General features: G+C 40.1%; 18 protein-coding genes. 15 read left to right on the top strand and 3 right to left on the bottom strand.

All coding sequences use genetic code 11. The annotated features are described in order from the left end of the window. The first annotated feature begins 45 nt into the window (after positions 1–45). The 3 genes from rpmB to M3P19_RS16585 are packed head-to-tail and all read left to right on the top strand — an operon-like array spanning position 46 to position 673. The gene (gene rpmB / locus M3P19_RS16595; RefSeq protein ID WP_249658821.1) at positions 46–273 is read left to right on the top strand and encodes a 50S ribosomal protein L28; all 228 of its coding nucleotides are present in this window, start codon (positions 46–48) and stop codon (positions 271–273) included. Positions 274–299: 26 nt separating this feature from the next. Next, positions 300–482, top strand: coding sequence for a 50S ribosomal protein L33 (gene rpmG, locus M3P19_RS16590; protein WP_136468368.1), 183 nt, complete (start codon positions 300–302; stop codon positions 480–482). A gap of 38 nt (positions 483–520) precedes the next feature. Continuing rightward, the gene (locus M3P19_RS16585) at positions 521–673 is read left to right on the top strand and encodes a DUF4295 domain-containing protein (protein ID WP_090299557.1); all 153 of its coding nucleotides are present in this window, start codon (positions 521–523) and stop codon (positions 671–673) included. Positions 674–722: 49 nt separating this feature from the next. Here M3P19_RS16585 and M3P19_RS16580 read toward each other — a convergent pair whose 3' ends face one another. Continuing rightward, complete coding sequence (locus M3P19_RS16580; RefSeq protein ID WP_249658820.1) at positions 723–2,636, bottom strand: hypothetical protein; 1,914 nt, start codon at positions 2,634–2,636, stop codon at positions 723–725. A gap of 171 nt (positions 2,637–2,807) precedes the next feature. Here M3P19_RS16580 and ftsY point away from each other — a divergent pair, with 171 nt between their 5' ends. The 12 genes from ftsY to M3P19_RS16520 all read left to right on the top strand — a co-directional run bounded on the left by ftsY (position 2,808) and on the right by M3P19_RS16520 (position 14,950). Then, entirely contained in the window at positions 2,808–3,764 is a 957-nt protein-coding gene (gene ftsY, locus M3P19_RS16575; RefSeq protein ID WP_249658819.1) for a signal recognition particle-docking protein FtsY, read from the top strand. Positions 3,765–3,767: 3 nt separating this feature from the next. Next, positions 3,768–4,166 (top strand): RDD family protein, encoded by a 399-nt coding sequence (locus M3P19_RS16570; RefSeq protein WP_249658818.1) that lies wholly within the window; start codon positions 3,768–3,770, stop codon positions 4,164–4,166. A gap of 175 nt (positions 4,167–4,341) precedes the next feature. Further along, complete coding sequence (locus M3P19_RS16565) at positions 4,342–6,495, top strand: GDSL-type esterase/lipase family protein (protein ID WP_249658817.1); 2,154 nt, start codon at positions 4,342–4,344, stop codon at positions 6,493–6,495. Continuing rightward, complete coding sequence (locus M3P19_RS16560) at positions 6,492–7,895, top strand: sialate O-acetylesterase (protein ID WP_249658816.1); 1,404 nt, start codon at positions 6,492–6,494, stop codon at positions 7,893–7,895. Before M3P19_RS16565 ends, M3P19_RS16560 begins: the two co-directional genes overlap by 4 nt. A 16-nt stretch (positions 7,896–7,911) precedes the next feature. Then, positions 7,912–8,781 (top strand): DUF2911 domain-containing protein, encoded by an 870-nt coding sequence (locus tag M3P19_RS16555; RefSeq protein ID WP_249658815.1) that lies wholly within the window; start codon positions 7,912–7,914, stop codon positions 8,779–8,781. A gap of 58 nt (positions 8,782–8,839) precedes the next feature. Then, positions 8,840–9,679: a sigma-70 family RNA polymerase sigma factor gene (locus M3P19_RS16550; protein ID WP_249658814.1), complete on the top strand. Its 840-nt coding sequence runs from the start codon at positions 8,840–8,842 to the stop codon at positions 9,677–9,679. A gap of 47 nt (positions 9,680–9,726) precedes the next feature. Further along, complete coding sequence (locus M3P19_RS16545; protein ID WP_249658813.1) at positions 9,727–10,110, top strand: RidA family protein; 384 nt, start codon at positions 9,727–9,729, stop codon at positions 10,108–10,110. 60 nt (positions 10,111–10,170) lie between these two features. After that, positions 10,171–10,782 carry an FMN-dependent NADH-azoreductase gene (locus M3P19_RS16540; protein WP_249658812.1) on the top strand — a complete coding sequence of 204 codons (612 nt, stop codon included), beginning with the start codon at positions 10,171–10,173 and terminating at the stop codon, positions 10,780–10,782. Between the two features lie 3 nt (positions 10,783–10,785). Beyond that, positions 10,786–11,304 carry a cupin domain-containing protein gene (locus tag M3P19_RS16535; RefSeq protein WP_249658811.1) on the top strand — a complete coding sequence of 173 codons (519 nt, stop codon included), beginning with the start codon at positions 10,786–10,788 and terminating at the stop codon, positions 11,302–11,304. Between the two features lie 141 nt (positions 11,305–11,445). Further along, positions 11,446–12,753 carry a 30S ribosomal protein S12 methylthiotransferase RimO gene (rimO, locus tag M3P19_RS16530; protein WP_249658810.1) on the top strand — a complete coding sequence of 436 codons (1,308 nt, stop codon included), beginning with the start codon at positions 11,446–11,448 and terminating at the stop codon, positions 12,751–12,753. A gap of 92 nt (positions 12,754–12,845) precedes the next feature. Beyond that, positions 12,846–13,334: a DoxX family protein gene (locus M3P19_RS16525; protein WP_249658809.1), complete on the top strand. Its 489-nt coding sequence runs from the start codon at positions 12,846–12,848 to the stop codon at positions 13,332–13,334. Then, positions 13,331–14,950 (top strand): Gfo/Idh/MocA family protein, encoded by a 1,620-nt coding sequence (locus M3P19_RS16520; protein ID WP_249658808.1) that lies wholly within the window; start codon positions 13,331–13,333, stop codon positions 14,948–14,950. The genes M3P19_RS16525 and M3P19_RS16520 overlap by 4 nt, the downstream gene beginning before the upstream one ends. Positions 14,951–14,967: 17 nt before the next feature. Here M3P19_RS16520 and M3P19_RS16515 read toward each other — a convergent pair whose 3' ends face one another. Both M3P19_RS16515 and M3P19_RS16510 read right to left on the bottom strand, forming a co-directional pair. Next, complete coding sequence (locus tag M3P19_RS16515) at positions 14,968–15,984, bottom strand: serine hydrolase (RefSeq protein WP_313791631.1); 1,017 nt, start codon at positions 15,982–15,984, stop codon at positions 14,968–14,970. A 118-nt stretch (positions 15,985–16,102) separates the two neighbouring features. Further along, a complete protein-coding gene (locus M3P19_RS16510) occupies positions 16,103–16,360 on the bottom strand; it encodes a hypothetical protein (protein WP_249658806.1) in 258 nt (85 codons plus the stop codon).

Here is a 16,360-nt window from a genome sequence, read left to right as displayed (position 1 = left end):
GCCATAAATTTGCAGCCTCAATAAAATCACTCAAAAGTTAGGGCGATGTCTAAAGTTTGCGAAGTAACAGGAAAAAAAGTGATGTTTGGAAACAACGTTTCCTTCTCCATCAATAAAACCAAGAGAAGGTTTGATGTAAATATTTCTAAAAAGAAATTTTACATTCCAGAGGAAGATCGTTGGGTTACCTTGAACGTTTCGTCCAGAGGTTTGAAAATCATCAACAAAAAAGGAATCTCAGCTGTATTGAAGGATATCAATGCCAGAAAGTAAGTTGACAAGATTTTAAGTACAAGACAATGGCAAAGAAAGGAAATAGAATTCAGGTTATTTTAGAGTGTACAGAACATAAAGATTCTGGTATGCCAGGTACTTCTAGGTACATCACAACCAAAAACAAAAAGAATACGCCAGACAGAATGGAGATTAAGAAATTCAATCCTATTCTTAAGCGTATGACAGTTCATAAAGAAATTAAGTAATACGTAGGTTTAATACCTAACAATAATATAAGTAAGCCATGGCAAAGAAAACAGTAGCAACGCTTCAGTCATCATCCAAAAGATTGACAAAGGCCATTAAGATGGTTAAGTCTCCAAAAACAGGAGCTTATACTTTTGTGGAGTCGGTTATGGCACCAGAAATGGTAAACGATTGGTTGAACAAGAAGTAATCAATCCAAGAAAATAGTAGAGCCGCTTTTTAAGCGGCTTTTTTTGTGCCTAATTCTTATTGACACGATAGGTTATTCCGCGATTGGTAATCACATTGTCTACTTGAGTATACAAGAATGCGACATTGGATATCGTATCGTCACATACAAAGCCCAAATTCACAATTTGAACTCGATATTGGGTGTTATTCGCCGCTGCGGTTGGATTTGTTATGGTGAGTGTATTAGTGGTGGTACCAGAATAGATACCGGTATCTGATAAATCATCCCATGTAGTTCCATTGAAAAGTTGCCACTGGAAGGTATCGCCAACAGCTGTAACGGACATGTTCACCACACAATCCGGACATGTGGTGATGTTTGTTGGCTGTGCACTAATGCTTGGAGCTGAACCTGCTTCCCTGTAATCGTAGGTGGCGTTATTATCATTATCATCCGGTGTGGTGTAACCATCAGAGCCGCTAGTAACTACTCCGTTGGCATCAACAGTTACCGGAAGTGGGCCCAAAAGTCCATCATTATTATCATCAGTAAATCCAGACTCACGCACATCAAAACAGCTGTCTGCATCGGAATCTAAAACAAAGGCATCATACGTACCATCCGAATCGGAATCAAATATACTGTAACTGGGAATCGCATATGCCGTATCATTGTCTTCAATACTATTGAATAACCCATTGGCACCTGAACCGCTGATTGCGCCATCGATTACCCCGTCGTTATTGGCATCACTGACACCAGTTTCATTAAGTACGCCGGCTTCCACGATATCATAAATTCCATCATTGTCCGAATCCAAGTCCAATTCATTGCTAATTCCATCACCGTCCGTATCACAAATAGCACTGGCAAAAAGGTTTCCACTGAATCCTTCAGGCCCTGGACCAGACTGATTGGTTAACGTAAATACGTTGGGATTGCCCGGTACCCAGGTTATAGTATTAAAGGGAGTGCCAAATTGGGCAGCCATGGGTTCCAAAATTGTAGAACTGGTAGTTCGGGTGCCATACAAATTCACCTGCCCATTGGCATCCACAATAAGGCGTAGTCTTGGTAATCCATTGGAATTTGCGACCCAAGGGGAAGAAATAAACGCACCATCAGATTGAAAAAGGAAATACTCTTCTCCGCCACCCAGAGCACCATTCTCGAATTCTAAAACTGATGGATGTACCGTTGTACCATTAATATCCAACTGAAAAGAATTATCCATGGAAGAAAAATCCAGTCTTAAATACCCTGTGTCTGTATGATTCACTACTACACTACGTGTCCCAACATCTGCCGATACTAAAAACGTCGCATTCGCTGATGTGCAATACTCTTCTTCATCCGTCATGCCATCATTGTCATCGTCCAAATCCGTACTATCATAAACACCATCTCCATCTGTGTCCGTGGTATCAAATACAGCCGTAAATAAGACGTTGTCCACATATATCGTTTCGCTACCACCCCAGTTCCCACTTCCAGTAATAAACCGAATTGCAGAAGAAGAGGAGATTTCCGAGACGGATAAATTGTAGTTGACTGATCCAGTGCCAGCCAATGTGGCTATGGTGTTATAAGTGGAACCATCAAATAATTGGACCAACAAACTTTCATTTCCACTAGTTCTATTGTAATCCAACGTTAGAACCGCAGAGGCGGCACCATTTAAATCTAATCCACGACTTATACTTCTATTATCAAGGTTATTGAATTCCAGTGCATTGGAATTGATCTCTATTCTACCGCTATTGGGACTGTTGTCGTCGTTGACTTCAGTCCAGTTTCCACTAAAATTTTGGGTTCCATTGTTATTCCCATAAGAGGAAGAACTAAAGGTATCCGAAAAAGTATCCTGAGCCGTTGCCAAAAGCGTAAATAGCATGGCTATCCCCATCATTAATTTCGAAGCGACCTGATTCATTGGATAAATAACTAATTGGATGATAAAAGTATAGGTAGTGGAGGGCAATCCCTAGAATTTGTTGTGTAGGTGTAAAATTGGAAGGTAAAATGATGTATTTGAGGAAAAACAGCTTCAAAAAAGGGGATATTACTTATCTTAATCATCATTTCCAAAGTTAGTAGCAAGGTATAAATCCCCTTACTTTCCTATCTTTGACAGCTTGATGACGATTGTATTATGAGTCTTTTTAAAAACATTTTTTCTTCCGATAAAAAGGAGACATTGGACAAGGGTTTGGAAAAGTCCAAAACCAGCTTTCTGGGGAAACTTGGAAAGGCCGTTGCTGGAAAATCCAAAGTAGACGATGAAGTATTGGATAATCTGGAAGAAGTATTGGTGACTTCAGATGTTGGGGTGGACACCACTTTGAAAATAATCGAACGAATAGAAGAACGTGTGTCCAGAGATAAATATCTAGGCACAGAGGAGTTAAATACGATTCTTAGGGAAGAAATAGCGGGTTTACTTTCAGAAACCAATGTTGGGGAGGAAAGTGAATTTGTCGTTCCAACAGACAAAAAACCATATGTGATTATGGTGGTTGGTGTTAATGGTGTAGGAAAAACAACAACGATCGGAAAGTTGGCACATCAATTTAAAAGTCAGGGTTTAAAAGTGGTTTTGGGTGCTGCGGATACCTTTAGAGCCGCTGCAATAGACCAATTACAAGTTTGGGCCGATAGGGTGGATGTCCCAATTATCAAACAACAAATGGGAAGTGATCCTGCATCTGTAGCGTTTGATACGCTAAATTCGGCTGTAGCTGAGGGCGCTGATGTAGTCTTGGTCGATACAGCTGGCCGACTTCACAATAAAGTCAACTTGATGAATGAATTGTCCAAGGTTAAACGTGTTATGCAGAAAGTGGTACCGGATGCCCCGCATGATGTTTTATTGGTATTGGATGGCTCTACAGGACAAAATGCGTTTGAACAGGCAAAACAATTTACCAAAGCAACCGAAGTATCATCTTTGGCGGTAACCAAATTGGATGGAACCGCAAAAGGCGGTGTGGTTATTGGAATATCGGATCAATTCCAAATTCCGGTAAGATACATCGGAGTTGGTGAAGGAATAGACGACCTTCAAGTATTCAATAAATACGAATTTGTGGATTCATTCTTCAAACTGTAATCCATGGAATACGCCATTTTACCCAGCAGAATTAAGGCAGTGGTTATTGATGCGATAATCTTAATTGCCTCGATGTATTTGATATCGGAACTATTTGCTTCCTTCGAAACGGTTCCCGAATATGTTAGAATGGCGGTCTTCGTTTTGGTGGTGTTATTGTATGACCCCATTTTCACAAGTATGTTTGGCGGTACCATTGGTCATAGTAGAAGTGGTATTACGGTTAGACGTGAATCCAACCATTCTAAATACATTTCCTTTCCTTTGGCTATCCTTCGCTTTGTTCTCAAGACATTTTTAGGCTGGCTTTCCTTGCTCACTGTAACCAGTTCTGAAAACAGACAGGCCATTCATGATTTGGTAGCGAAATCTGTTGTGTTGACGGAAAATGAAGAAGATTGAATATTAGCCAAGAACCATTTGTGATCCAATAAAAACCGAGCTACCTTATTCTTAATTCCTGGCGATTTTCAATACCTCTTAACTGAAATGTTAAGCCACATATTTTTCATAATTTGTATGTGATTTTTTATTTGGTATTTCCTTGCTGAATAATTATACCAACGAACCAACCTTTATGAAAAAAATTACCTCCCTATTCCTTCTTCTTTTGTTGTTGGGTTGTGTAGGAGAAAGTGAAAAAGCAAACTCACCTTCAAATCGTATAAAAATTGCATGTATTGGCAACAGTATAACCTATGGGTATGGCGTGGATGATAGAGTCCACAATGCTTTTCCTGTCCAATTGCAGCAACTATTGGGGGATGGCTATGAAGTTAGAAACTACGGGGTAAGTGGCTGTACATTGTTAGAAAATGGAGATCTGCCGTATTGGGATACACAAGAGTTTAAAGATGCATTGGAGTATAAAGCGGATATCGTGCTGATAAAACTGGGCACCAATGATTCAAAATTGCAAAACCGCAACAACTTGGGTGAATTTGAAACTGATTATAAGGCGTTGGTGACTGAAATCCGGAAAAGCAATGAGCAGGCGCGAGTCGTTTTGATGCTCCCAGTTCCTTCGTTTTTAAAGGACAGTACTAAGATTTGGGATCCAGTGCTAAAGAAGGAGATTATCCCATTAACACAAAAAGTAGCATACGACCTTGATTTGGAAAGCATTGATTTGTATCAATTATTTATTGAAAGCCCAAACTTGATGCCTGATGGTGTTCACCCTTCCTCAATAGGTGCTACCGAAATAGCCAAACGGCTATACGAGCATATCGTTACAGAAAAACAAAGTTTTGATCTTATCCAAGACCTAGGAATAAAGGATTTTCAAAACTCGAACTTTTATGGGTTTCAGCAATTTGACTTTGAACATGACGGGCTGCAACTAAAAGTAGTGACACCAAAGGAGGCTTTGTACGATAAACCATGGATTTGGAGGGCCCGGTTTTTTGGTCATGAACCGCAAACCGATATAGCCTTGTTGGAAAGAGGCTATCATTTGGTGTATTGCGATGTAAGCAACCTTTATGGGAATAAGGAAGCGGTAGATCGGTGGAATCGGTGTTACCAGCTCATGGTCAGAGGAGGATTAAATCCCAAACCAGCTCTTGAAGCAATGAGTAGGGGCGGTTTAATAGCATATAACTGGGCAGTAGAAAACCCGGACAAAATTGCATGCATTTATGCAGATGCACCAGTTTTGGATCCTGAAAGTTGGCCAGGAGGATTTGGGAAGGGCGTTGGCAGTCCAAACGACTGGAAACAATTAATGGCAGCATACCAATTGGAAAATGCACAACAGGCCCAGCAATCAGGGGTTTGGCCCATTCATAACACCGAATTTCTTGCGAAATCGGGCATACCCATGCTTCATGTATGTGGAACTGCAGATACCGTCGTACCCTATGAAGAAAATACAGCACTTTTTGCAAATCGTATTTCAGCTGCGGGAGGGGACATTAGCGTCATAACAAAAGAAGAAATTGGTCACCATCCGCATAGTTTGGAAAATCCAAAAGCCATAGCGGATTTTGTTTTAGAACATACAGGACATAAAATCAATTTTGCGGAAATACCCGCTCCAGGTTCAGAATACAGGTCGGCAGCTGGTTGGCAGGAAGGTAAAGGTTGGTGGTCCCAGGCGTTGCAAATTGACTCTTTATGTAAAGCCAGTAACGCAATTGATTTATTGCTTATCGGAAATTCCATTACACAAGGTTGGGGCGGTCCACGCAATTATGTAACTTATAAGCCAGGGCAGGATGCCGCGCAAAGCTATTTTCATGATTTAAAATGGATTGGCGCTGGTATTTCAGGTGATCGCACGGAACATATCCTTTGGCGACTGGAGAAAGGAAATTATGCGGCAAGCAAGCCAAAAGTGGTAAGCCTAGCAATAGGCGTCAATAATTTTCCTCATAATTCCTCCGAAGAAATAGTAGCTGGTTTGGTTCAGACACTGAATTCAGCCGTAGGCCAATTTCCGGATGCTACTATTTTGTTTTTTGGACCCTTACCTACAGGTTTGGATCCTTTATCCGTTAGACGCGCAAAATTTAGAAGAATTCATAAAGAACTGTCCCAAATGGATTTTCCGAAGAATGTGGAATATTTTAATTTGGAAGCGCTTCTTAGCAATGATAAAGGTTTCCTCAATACAGAATTGTTCAGCGCGGATGGCATTCATTTATTGCCCGAAGGATACCAAGTATGGGCAGAATTCATAAAAATGCAATGGAATAAAATCAACCAAAACCAAAAGATATCAGAATGAACAAACTTGTAGTCTTCGTAGTAGCATTGACGGTCAACCTAGGAATGGCCAAAATTTGGACACCCACAATTCTTTCAGATAACATGGTTTTGCAACAAAATTCGGAAGCCACTATTTGGGGCTGGACTACCCATACCAGCGAAACCATTACCGTTATTGGCACATGGAACAATACTGAGGTTACTACAAAGGCACATCAAGGGGTGTGGTTCGTAAAACTACCAACACCTGTTGCTGGAGGACCTTATCAAGTCATAATCAAAGGACATGAGGAATTAAGGTATTCCAACGTTTTGATTGGTGAGGTGTGGATTGCATCGGGACAATCCAATATGCAATGGTCACCCAATATGGGGTTGGACAATGCCGAAGAAGAGGTAAATAATGCCAATTATAGCGATATCCGTTTCTTTCAGGTGCCACAACGAAAGACATCCACCCCGCAGGAAGATACACCGGGAAGTTGGGTGAACTGTACTCCAACCTCCATGCAGGATTTTAGCTCGGTGGCCTATTTCTTTGGCAGGAAACTATATAAAAATCTTTCGGTCCCTATTGGACTTATTAGTTCCAATTGGGGTGGCACACCCGTGGAAGTTTGGATACCTAAGGAAATTCTAGAAAAGGATGAAACTTTAATGCAAGCATCACAACAAATAGAGGAGTTTGAATGGTGGCCAAATTTGCCCGGTACAGCGTATAACGGGATGATTCATCCCCTTACCAAGTTCAACATCGCTGGAGCCATTTGGTACCAAGGCGAATCCAATCGGGCAAATGCCAAATCCTATTATAAATCTTTCCCGTTGCTTATTGAAACATGGCGGAACTTATGGGAGAAGGATTTTCCATTTTATTTTGCCCAAATTGCACCTTTTGATTACGATGCTGAAAAAAAGGACCTAAAAGCTGCAATAGTGCGGGATGCACAATTGTTTACGATGCAAAACGTAGCGAACACGGGAATGGCCGTAACCAATGATATTGGGAATTTAAAGGACATTCACCCAACCAATAAACAAGAAGTAGGAAGACGGTTGGCCCTTTGGGCCTTGGCCAAGACTTATGGTGTAGAAGCTGTCACTTATAGCGGACCGGTATATAAAGAGATGGTGCTTAAAGGAAGTAGAATCATTCTGCATTTTGACCATGCACAAAATGGGCTACAAATGAAAGGGAAGACCTTAAAAGAGTTTTACATAGCCGGTGAAGATCAAGTATTTTACGAGGCCAAGGGTAAAATTAAAGGGAATACGGTAGAGGTATATTCGAGCAATGTAAAGGAACCAAAAGCCGTTCGTTTTGCTTTTTATGATAAAGCAGAACCAAACCTATACAATGCTGAGGGTTTACCGGCCTCAGCTTTTCGGACAGATGACTGGGAAATTAAATTGGATTGATAGTTAACAAAGGAATATGGGAAATCTTGGAAAGCAATTAATAGGTTTTATGGTAGTATTGGCGGTTTCGTCGGTAAATGCCCAGATAACCCACCCTAAAGCCAGTCCCTTTACTACAATTAGTCAGGATATTGGCCTATCAAATATTACGATAAAATACTCAAGGCCGGCAGCTAAAGGACGCCATATTTTTGGTGGGCTGGTGCCATATGGCCGAATTTGGAGAGTAGGTGCTAATGAGAGTACCAAACTTAGTGTGGATACTGACGTTATGGTAAAAGGGAATTTATTGCCAAAAGGAACCTATGCCCTATATGCTTTTCCGGAGGAAAGTATATGGAAAATTGCCTTTCACAAAAACACGGGGCATTGGGGTGATGGTAGAAAAAACTACAAGCCTGAAGAAGATCTGTTTCGTATAGAGGTATCACCGAAAAAAATAGCATATCACCAAGAGAATTTCCTAATTACATTGGATGCCATAACACATGATTCGGCGCAGCTAAAACTAATTTGGGGCGATACCATGGTGGAGATTCCGCTACAAGTGGATACAAATGCCCAAATGGAAAAGGAAATTGAATTGCAGCTAAAGGAAAATCCAACAGCACAAACGTATTATGAAGCGGCTAGATACCTTCAAGAACAGGCCACGGATTATGAACGAGCATTGGGCTATTTGAATATGGCACTAGAGCTTGGAGGTGATACCTATTATTTTCATCGTGTAAAATCGCTGGTTGAAGCGGCATTAGGCAATTATGAAGCAGCCATTGCCTCGGCAAAAAAATCATTGGAAATAGCTGAAGACCTGGAAAAAGATGAGTTTGTGCGTATGAATGCGAAAAACATTGAAAAATGGGAAGCTAATGTTGTTAAACAATAGTTTTTTAAAAAAAACTTAAAACCTGTCACGTTTTCCTCCAATCAATTGTCATACTTGTATGGAAGACTATCAAAAACAACTATTTCCCTATGCCTATAACATTTTGGGCTCAACAGAGGATGCCAAGGACGCTGTTCAGGAAATAGTAGTGAAATATCATTTAAAATCAAAAAAATCTATTGAAAATGAGACTGGATATTTAATAAGGTCAGTCATAAACGAGTCCATAAACCTGAAGAAGAAATTGCAAAGATCATATGCGGATAGCATGTGGTTGCCGGAGCCGGTTTTCACTGATTCCAACTATGATGGATTGGATAGTTCTGAGATTATTTCCTATTCTATGTTGGTACTTTTAGAAAAACTTTCATCAAAAGAACGCGCTGTATTCATGCTCAGGGAGGCATTTGATTATTCACATCAGGAGATTGCGGCGGTTTTAAATTTAACCCTTCAGAACTCTAGAAAGCTGTTGAGTAGGGCCAAGTTAAAACTTGAGGGGTATCAATCGCATCGAAAAGCAATTTCAACAACCAATGCTTCAAAGGAATTTCTTCAAGGATATATCCGGAGTATTCGCGAAGGCGATGTTCAAAGTTTGGAAAAGTTACTATCGGAAGATGTATCCCTTGCTGCAGATGGCGGTGGAGAAATCCAAGTGGTCCGCGAATTGACCCATGGAGTTACGGCAGCCATAAAACTGCTACTCTATGTTTATAAAACCTACCAGCGTCAACAGCAAATAGAAATTGGATATATAAATCATCAGCCTGCATTGCTGTATTATGAGGACAGTAAATTGGTGAATTGTCAGATTTTTCAAATTTCAAATGGAAAAATCGAAAAAATCTTTGCACAACTCACGCCAGATAAATTAAATGCAATTTCTGAGACTTAATTCAGTATGGTTCTTAAGAACCAATTCACCTATAATTTTAGAATCAAATGAAAAGAAAATTGATTAGCTCAGGTTCTACCTTTGAGCAAGAAATAGCCTATTCCAGGGCGGTTGTGGACGGTAAATGGGTATTTGTGTCAGGAACCACAGGATTTGATTACAATACAATGGTCATTAAGGAAGATATAGTTGACCAAACCGAACAATGTATGCAAAACATCGAGGAGGCCTTAAATCAGGCTGGAAGCAACATGTCTGACGTAGTTAGGGTGCTATATATTTTGCCAAATTCGAGTGATTTTAAGTTTTGTTGGCCCGTGCTCAGAAAGTACTTTGGAGAGGTTAGACCCGCAGCAACTATGATTTCTTCTGGCCTTTCTGATGAAAGAATGAAAATTGAAATTCAAGTTACTGCTTTGATAAAACAATAGAATCAACAAAATTCGTCACGTTTTTCCGTTGCTGCTTGTCTTATAGTAAACAGTAAAATTATGAAGACTTTATTGCGCATAGATAGCAGTGCTAGAACACAAGGTTCACACTCGCGGGAGTTGGCAGATTACTTTGTCACTGAATGGCTTAAAAAGAATCCAGACGGAAATGTGATTCAAAGAGATTTGGCCAGCATGGAATTACCACATATGCAGAACAACCTCATTGAGGCATTTCATATGGAAGTGGATGATATGGACGATAAACATAAGCGGGCCATACAGCTATCGGATGAATTGGTGACCGAGTTAAAATCAGTTGATGAGGTCATTATTAGTAGTCCACTGTACAATCTGAACATACCATCTCCATTAAAGGCCTATTTGGACCATGTTGTTCGGGTTGGACATACTTTTAGAGTGGGCGAAAATGGTTATGAAGGGTTACTCAATGATAAACCAGCTTATTTGATTACCACTAAAGGAGAAGTTTATAAGGGTACACCAATGGAGCCTTTAGATTTCCAACAGCCGTATTTGGAAACAATATTCGGATTTATGGGAATGAAAATGTATGGGAAATATTATCTGGAAGGCACAAGTAAAACCGAGGTGTTGGAACCCAACAGACAACAACTGAAACAACAAATGGAACTCACGTTAAAGAACTAGGAAATGCAGAGGATAATAGCTAAAGATTATTTTAATGACCTATTGGAAAACAACGCGACAGTTTTACTGCCGAATCAAGGAGAAAAGCTGGAGCTTAAAGACATCGATTTCACCTTCAAGGTTACAAGTGAAATGTCCAATGATCAATTAGGGGTATACAAAATCATGCTTAAGCCAATGGCAATTGGCGCCAAGCTTCACTATCACCGTTTTATGGATGAAACATTCATAGTAGATAAGGGCATATTAACAGTTCAGGCAGGGGAAGAAATAATAAAAGCACCTCCTGGTTCAATTGTTTATGTCCCTCGCTTCACCCCACATTCGTTTCAAAATGATACGGACGAATTTGTCGAATTGACCCTGTTGTTTAATCCATCCCAAAAACGCGAAGGGTTTTTTAGAGGTTTATTGGAGACGCTTTCAGAAGATCCAATTGACCCTGAAAAGTACCTAAAATTATATAACAAATACGATAGTTTTCCAGTGGATACTTCCAATATGATTCCAACGCGGGATTAGTTTGGTAAGTGTTATATGTAGTGAAAGTCCCGGTTTTCTGGGACTTTTTTGCGTTTTGGAAGGTGCTGTTGCCAACAATTGGTGAATATAAAGCACCAGTTGCAGGTCATGTTGTATTTTTGCAGACCATTTAGTCAAGCTATGCGCACAAAAACCCTTAAAAAGAATAAAATCAATGTAGTAACCTTGGGCTGCAGTAAGAATGTTTACGATTCTGAAGTTTTAATGGGTCAGTTGAGAGCTAATAATAAGGAAGTGGCTCATGAAGAAGAGGGGAATGTGGTGGTTATAAATACCTGTGGATTCATTGCCAACGCCAAGGAGGAAAGCGTGAATACCATACTGGAGTATGTGCAAAAGAAGGAGGCGGGAGATGTAGATAAAGTCTTTGTAACGGGATGTTTAAGTGAACGCTATAAACCAGACCTACAGAAGGAAATTCCCAATGTAGACGAATACTTTGGTACAAGTGACCTTCCTAATTTACTCAAAGCCTTGGGAGCTGATTACAAACATGAGCTATTAGGCGAAAGGCTTACCACTACACCAAAGAATTACGCGTATTTAAAAATTGCAGAAGGCTGTGATAGGCCTTGCTCTTTTTGTGCAATACCACTAATGCGTGGGAAACACAAGAGTAAAACCATTGATGAATTGGTGGAGGAGTCCAACAAGCTTGCCGTCAAGGGGGTCAAAGAATTGATATTGATTGCGCAGGATTTAACCTATTATGGATTGGATCTTTACAAGAAAAGAAACCTTGCTGAATTGTTAAGGGCATTGGTCAAGGTGGAAGGCATTGAATGGATACGTCTTCACTATGCTTTCCCAACGGGTTTTCCTATGGATGTATTGGAGGTTATGCGTGAAGAACCTAAAATCTGCAATTATATAGACATTCCTCTACAGCATATTGCCGACCCCATTTTAAAAAGTATGCGCAGAGGAACTACAAAAGCAAAAACTACTAAGTTGTTGCAGGATTTTAGAACGGCAGTTCCTGATATGACCATTCGAACTACCTTGATTGTCGGATATCCAGGAGAAACGGAAGATGATTTTCAAGTTTTGAAAGATTGGGTAGAGCAAATGCGGTTTGAACGCTTGGGTTGTTTTACATACTCTCATGAAGAAAATACCCATGCCTTCACTTTGGAGGACGATGTGCCTGAGGAAATAAAGCAGCAACGTGCCAATGAAATTATGGAGCTTCAGTCCCAAATTTCATGGGAATTGAATCAGGAGAAAATAGGTAAGACTTATCGTTGCATTATTGATCGAAAGGAAGGCAATTACTTTGTAGGTAGAACAGAGTTTGATTCTCCGGATGTGGATAATGAAGTTTTGGTTGATGCTGCAAAACACTACGTGAAAATTGGAGATTTCACGCAAATAGAAATTACGGATGCCTCAGACTTTGATTTATATGGCACTCCAGTCGCCAATTAACAAGTCAATCTTCAATTTGATATTTGTCATTTTTCTATTTCATTTTGAGTTGTAGCTTTGGTTAGTTTGTTTCAATTCAAAAAAATAGGACTATGGTCAGTACTACTAGAGACCGAAAGGTCAAATTAAGTGTAACCCTCCTACGAGTGCTCATTGGATGGCACTTTCTGTATGAAGGTGTGGTGAAATTGTTCAATCCTGAATGGACAGCTTTTGGATATCTTGCTTCGGCTCAAGGTCCATTTAAACCCGTTTTTACTGTTTTGGCACAAGATCCATTCATTGCTTGGGTGGATATAATGAATATGGCTGCATTGCTCATTGTTGGTGTATGTTTGGTATTGGGTGTCTTTGAAAGAAAAAGTGCCATAATCGGTATTGGATTGCTTGCACTATACTATTTAGCGCATCCATCATTGCCAGGTGTTCAACAATTAAATGTTGAGGGCAATTACTGGCTGGTCAATAAAAATCTAATTGAATTGGCTGCATGTATTCTCATCTATAATTTTCCAACAGGGAATTACTTCGGACTTGGGTACTTAAAAAAAGGACGTTTAACCAAAATTGAAAAAAAATGAAATGGACTAGACGAGATTTACTAAAAGGATTAGGTGGTTTACCCATTTTAGGAGCAGTTTGGTGGGCAGGTGCTGCAAACACCATGAGTTCAAGAAAACAGAGATCTGCAATTTTGGAACAGCTGAACATACGTCCTTCTTTACCACCTACAGTGCCTGGAATCACCGGAAAACCTGTAAGAGTGGGTATTATTGGATTTGGAATAAGAGGGGAACAATTGTGCAGGTCTTTAGGATTTGCAACAGATGAGTGGAAGGAAGAAATGCGAATTGCTGCGGAGGAAGACCCAAACATTAAGGCGTTGGAAGACTTTGAAAACCAAGACAAGCTAAATGTTAAACTTACGGGAGTATGTGACGTTTTTGATGTTCGGGCGGAGAAAGCATTGAAATCCTTTAATACATCGGACAACCAAATGAAAAGATATTCCACATATCTTGAAATGATTCAGAGTGGAGATGTAGATGCCGTGGTCATTGCTACACCTGATCATTGGCATGCACCTATGTCAATTGCTGCATTGAACAACAATGTTCATGTGTATGTGGAAAAACCCATGACCCATACCGTAGATGAAACCTATGCACTGCAAGATGCGGCCAAGGCATCCAAAGCAATTTTTGCAGTTGGCCACCAACATAGACAAACCTTGAGTTTTAGTACCGCTCGGGATATAGTGGAAAAAGGAACATTGGGGCACGTTTCATTAATCCAGACCAATACCAATAGAAATGATGATAACGGCGCTTGGAATTATGACATCCATAAGCAGGCAAGTACCGAAACTATAGATTGGGATCAATTCTTGGGTAGTGCACCAAAAGTGCCCTTTAATAAAAACCACTTTTTTAGGTGGCGTAAGTGGTGGGCATATGGTTCCGGACTTTCCGGGGATTTACTGACCCATGATTATGATCGGTTGAACTGTGTCTTGAATATGGGTATTCCTGAAGCAGTCTCTACCTCTGGAGGAATCTATACCCACAATGATGGAAGAAATGTACCAGACGTACTCCAGGTAAATATGGAATTTCCCAATTTTTCAACCGGTAGCAGCCAAATTGAAGGCAAAGAAAAGGGAATGACGTTTTGTTATAGTGCTTCATTGGGTAACTCATTCAATAGACCTACCATATTAATGGGGCACGATGCAACAATGGAGTTGGGTAACCGATTGACAGTATGGCCAGACGGTGCCTCCACGCGTTATGGTGAGCAATTGGAACTGGGTAAAATGCAGCCTAATGTCCCAATATATCAATACAACCCTGCAGCTAACGTCCCGGATGCAATTTCATCCGCAACATCACAATACTTTGCAGATAAGGGCCTTATGTGGACCTATATCGACGGTGTACGGGTAGATTCTACCTTTTTACATATGCGAGAATGGTTAAGTGTCATCAAGAATGGTGGTAAGGTAAGTTGTGGAATCAAAGAAGGATTTGAGGAAGCAATAGCTGCACATATGGCCGGATTGTCTTGGAAATTGGGTAGAAAAATTGAATGGGATACCAAAACAGAAAAAATTGTGCCTATTGAGGGTATTGATTTTGACGAGGTCTTGTTGTACAATGGTAAGTGGGTCACTCCTACACAAGCAAATGAAGTATGATTTGAATTAGATTCTGATCAATTACGATCACGTTCTAATTCCAATTGATACAATTCTCGACCTAGTTGAGCTAAAAATGGTATTCCAACTTCGTCGTATTCGTATGCATTGTCATTGAAAATGCCATCTTTGTTGACCAAAATGGTTGCGGTCACCAAGAAATCAATATCATTTTCTTTATCTTGGATGTAAGCACAATCGGTTAGCGTACCATATGCATAACCTACTTTATTGTAGATCTTGATATGCTTTGGCATTGGATCTTGCGTATCGCCGAACATCAAGAATTTGACGTAACTGTCGTAATAAGTATCCGGATCATAACCAATTGCAGGGGGTAAGGTGTGCATGTCTTTCAATAAAAGCTCACGTTGCTGCTCACTAAGATTGAATCTCGATTCTTCTGGGAAGTATTCGGGAAAGATGATGCGTTTAAGAAGTTCATGTTGTGCAGCAATGGGAAAATAATTTTTTAATGAAAAATCAAAAGCTCCAGTTTGCAGCTCATCATCAGCGTAATAACCAGTTCCTTTTTGTGTTTTATCAATTTTTAAAGGAAGTGGTGCATGGTTGGTAATTGGCTTACTATTTACCGTAGTGGTGTCATTCAGATAAATGACAAGCGATTTGGTAGTCACCTCATCCGCATTTGGAGTGGACAAACGATGTGCTATCCGTATTGGTTCCACGCCACGTTTTCGCATCCGTTCATTCAAATCGTCTTGGCCTAGAAATTCCAATAACCGATTATTGGCTGCATTATCCGAAACTGCAAAGATTTCAGAAACAGCTTTTGCAAATGTGGTTTCAATGGAATCTCCTTCGATGTAAAAACGAGTGTTAACATTTAAAGTATCAGTTTCATTGAGTTTTTCCAGGGCGGCAACAGCAGCTGGAAATTTTACCGTACTGGCAGGATAGAAGTAATTGTCCGTGTTCACTTGAAAATCGAAATCCTTAAAAAGTACACTATCATTTCTCCGATTGATCTGGGTATATCGAATTTGTACTTCATATTGATCCAAGGAATCCATGACGTAACGGATTTTGGGATCTTTTGAAGCTAAAACTGATTCTAAGGGTTTATCAATATTTTTTTTACAGCTGGAAATACAAAGTCCAACAACTAAAAACCAAAGCCCAACTTTATATTCAAACTTCATCCGTGTAGATTTCCCCTCGATGCGGTTTTAAAATATCCTTGACTTCCTTTAGCTCAAATTCAGCTACCACCATATAAGTAATGCTATGTGTAGGGCTATAATGTTGGCAACCGGTTATATCAAATTTCAATTCCTCTATTACGATGAATTCTTCCAAGTGTTTCTGGTAGTGTTCCGCGGTTCCGGAAGCCCCTGGTCCGCGAAAATCCCAAATCATCTTGATTTTTCTGTCTAATACTTTTTCCAT

The sequence above is a fragment of the Flagellimonas spongiicola genome (assembly GCF_023502425.1).
Taxonomy (GTDB): Bacteria; Bacteroidota; Bacteroidia; order Flavobacteriales; family Flavobacteriaceae; genus Flagellimonas; species Flagellimonas spongiicola.
This window is presented reverse-complemented; position numbering and strand designations above follow the sequence as displayed.

What these genes read in the sequence shown, in the direction of transcription:
- rpmB (WP_249658821.1), top strand. Translation starts at nt 46, where the DNA reads ATGTCTAAAGTTTGCGAAGTAACAGGAAAAAAAGTGATGTTTGGAAAC.
- rpmG (WP_136468368.1), top strand. Translation starts at nt 300, where the DNA reads ATGGCAAAGAAAGGAAATAGAATTCAGGTTATTTTAGAGTGTACAGAA.
- M3P19_RS16585 (WP_090299557.1), top strand. Translation starts at nt 521, where the DNA reads ATGGCAAAGAAAACAGTAGCAACGCTTCAGTCATCATCCAAAAGATTG.
- ftsY (WP_249658819.1), top strand. Translation starts at nt 2,808, where the DNA reads ATGAGTCTTTTTAAAAACATTTTTTCTTCCGATAAAAAGGAGACATTG.
- M3P19_RS16570 (WP_249658818.1), top strand. Translation starts at nt 3,768, where the DNA reads ATGGAATACGCCATTTTACCCAGCAGAATTAAGGCAGTGGTTATTGAT.
- M3P19_RS16565 (WP_249658817.1), top strand. Translation starts at nt 4,342, where the DNA reads ATGAAAAAAATTACCTCCCTATTCCTTCTTCTTTTGTTGTTGGGTTGT.
- M3P19_RS16560 (WP_249658816.1), top strand. Translation starts at nt 6,492, where the DNA reads ATGAACAAACTTGTAGTCTTCGTAGTAGCATTGACGGTCAACCTAGGA.
- M3P19_RS16555 (WP_249658815.1), top strand. Translation starts at nt 7,912, where the DNA reads ATGGGAAATCTTGGAAAGCAATTAATAGGTTTTATGGTAGTATTGGCG.
- M3P19_RS16550 (WP_249658814.1), top strand. Translation starts at nt 8,840, where the DNA reads ATGGAAGACTATCAAAAACAACTATTTCCCTATGCCTATAACATTTTG.
- M3P19_RS16545 (WP_249658813.1), top strand. Translation starts at nt 9,727, where the DNA reads ATGAAAAGAAAATTGATTAGCTCAGGTTCTACCTTTGAGCAAGAAATA.
- M3P19_RS16540 (WP_249658812.1), top strand. Translation starts at nt 10,171, where the DNA reads ATGAAGACTTTATTGCGCATAGATAGCAGTGCTAGAACACAAGGTTCA.
- M3P19_RS16535 (WP_249658811.1), top strand. Translation starts at nt 10,786, where the DNA reads ATGCAGAGGATAATAGCTAAAGATTATTTTAATGACCTATTGGAAAAC.
- rimO (WP_249658810.1), top strand. Translation starts at nt 11,446, where the DNA reads ATGCGCACAAAAACCCTTAAAAAGAATAAAATCAATGTAGTAACCTTG.
- M3P19_RS16525 (WP_249658809.1), top strand. Translation starts at nt 12,846, where the DNA reads ATGGTCAGTACTACTAGAGACCGAAAGGTCAAATTAAGTGTAACCCTC.
- M3P19_RS16520 (WP_249658808.1), top strand. Translation starts at nt 13,331, where the DNA reads ATGAAATGGACTAGACGAGATTTACTAAAAGGATTAGGTGGTTTACCC.
- M3P19_RS16515 (WP_313791631.1), bottom strand. Translation starts at nt 15,984, where the DNA reads ATGGATTCCTTGGATCAATATGAAGTACAAATTCGATATACCCAGATC.
- M3P19_RS16510 (WP_249658806.1), bottom strand. Translation starts at nt 16,360, where the DNA reads ATGGAAAAAGTATTAGACAGAAAAATCAAGATGATTTGGGATTTTCGC.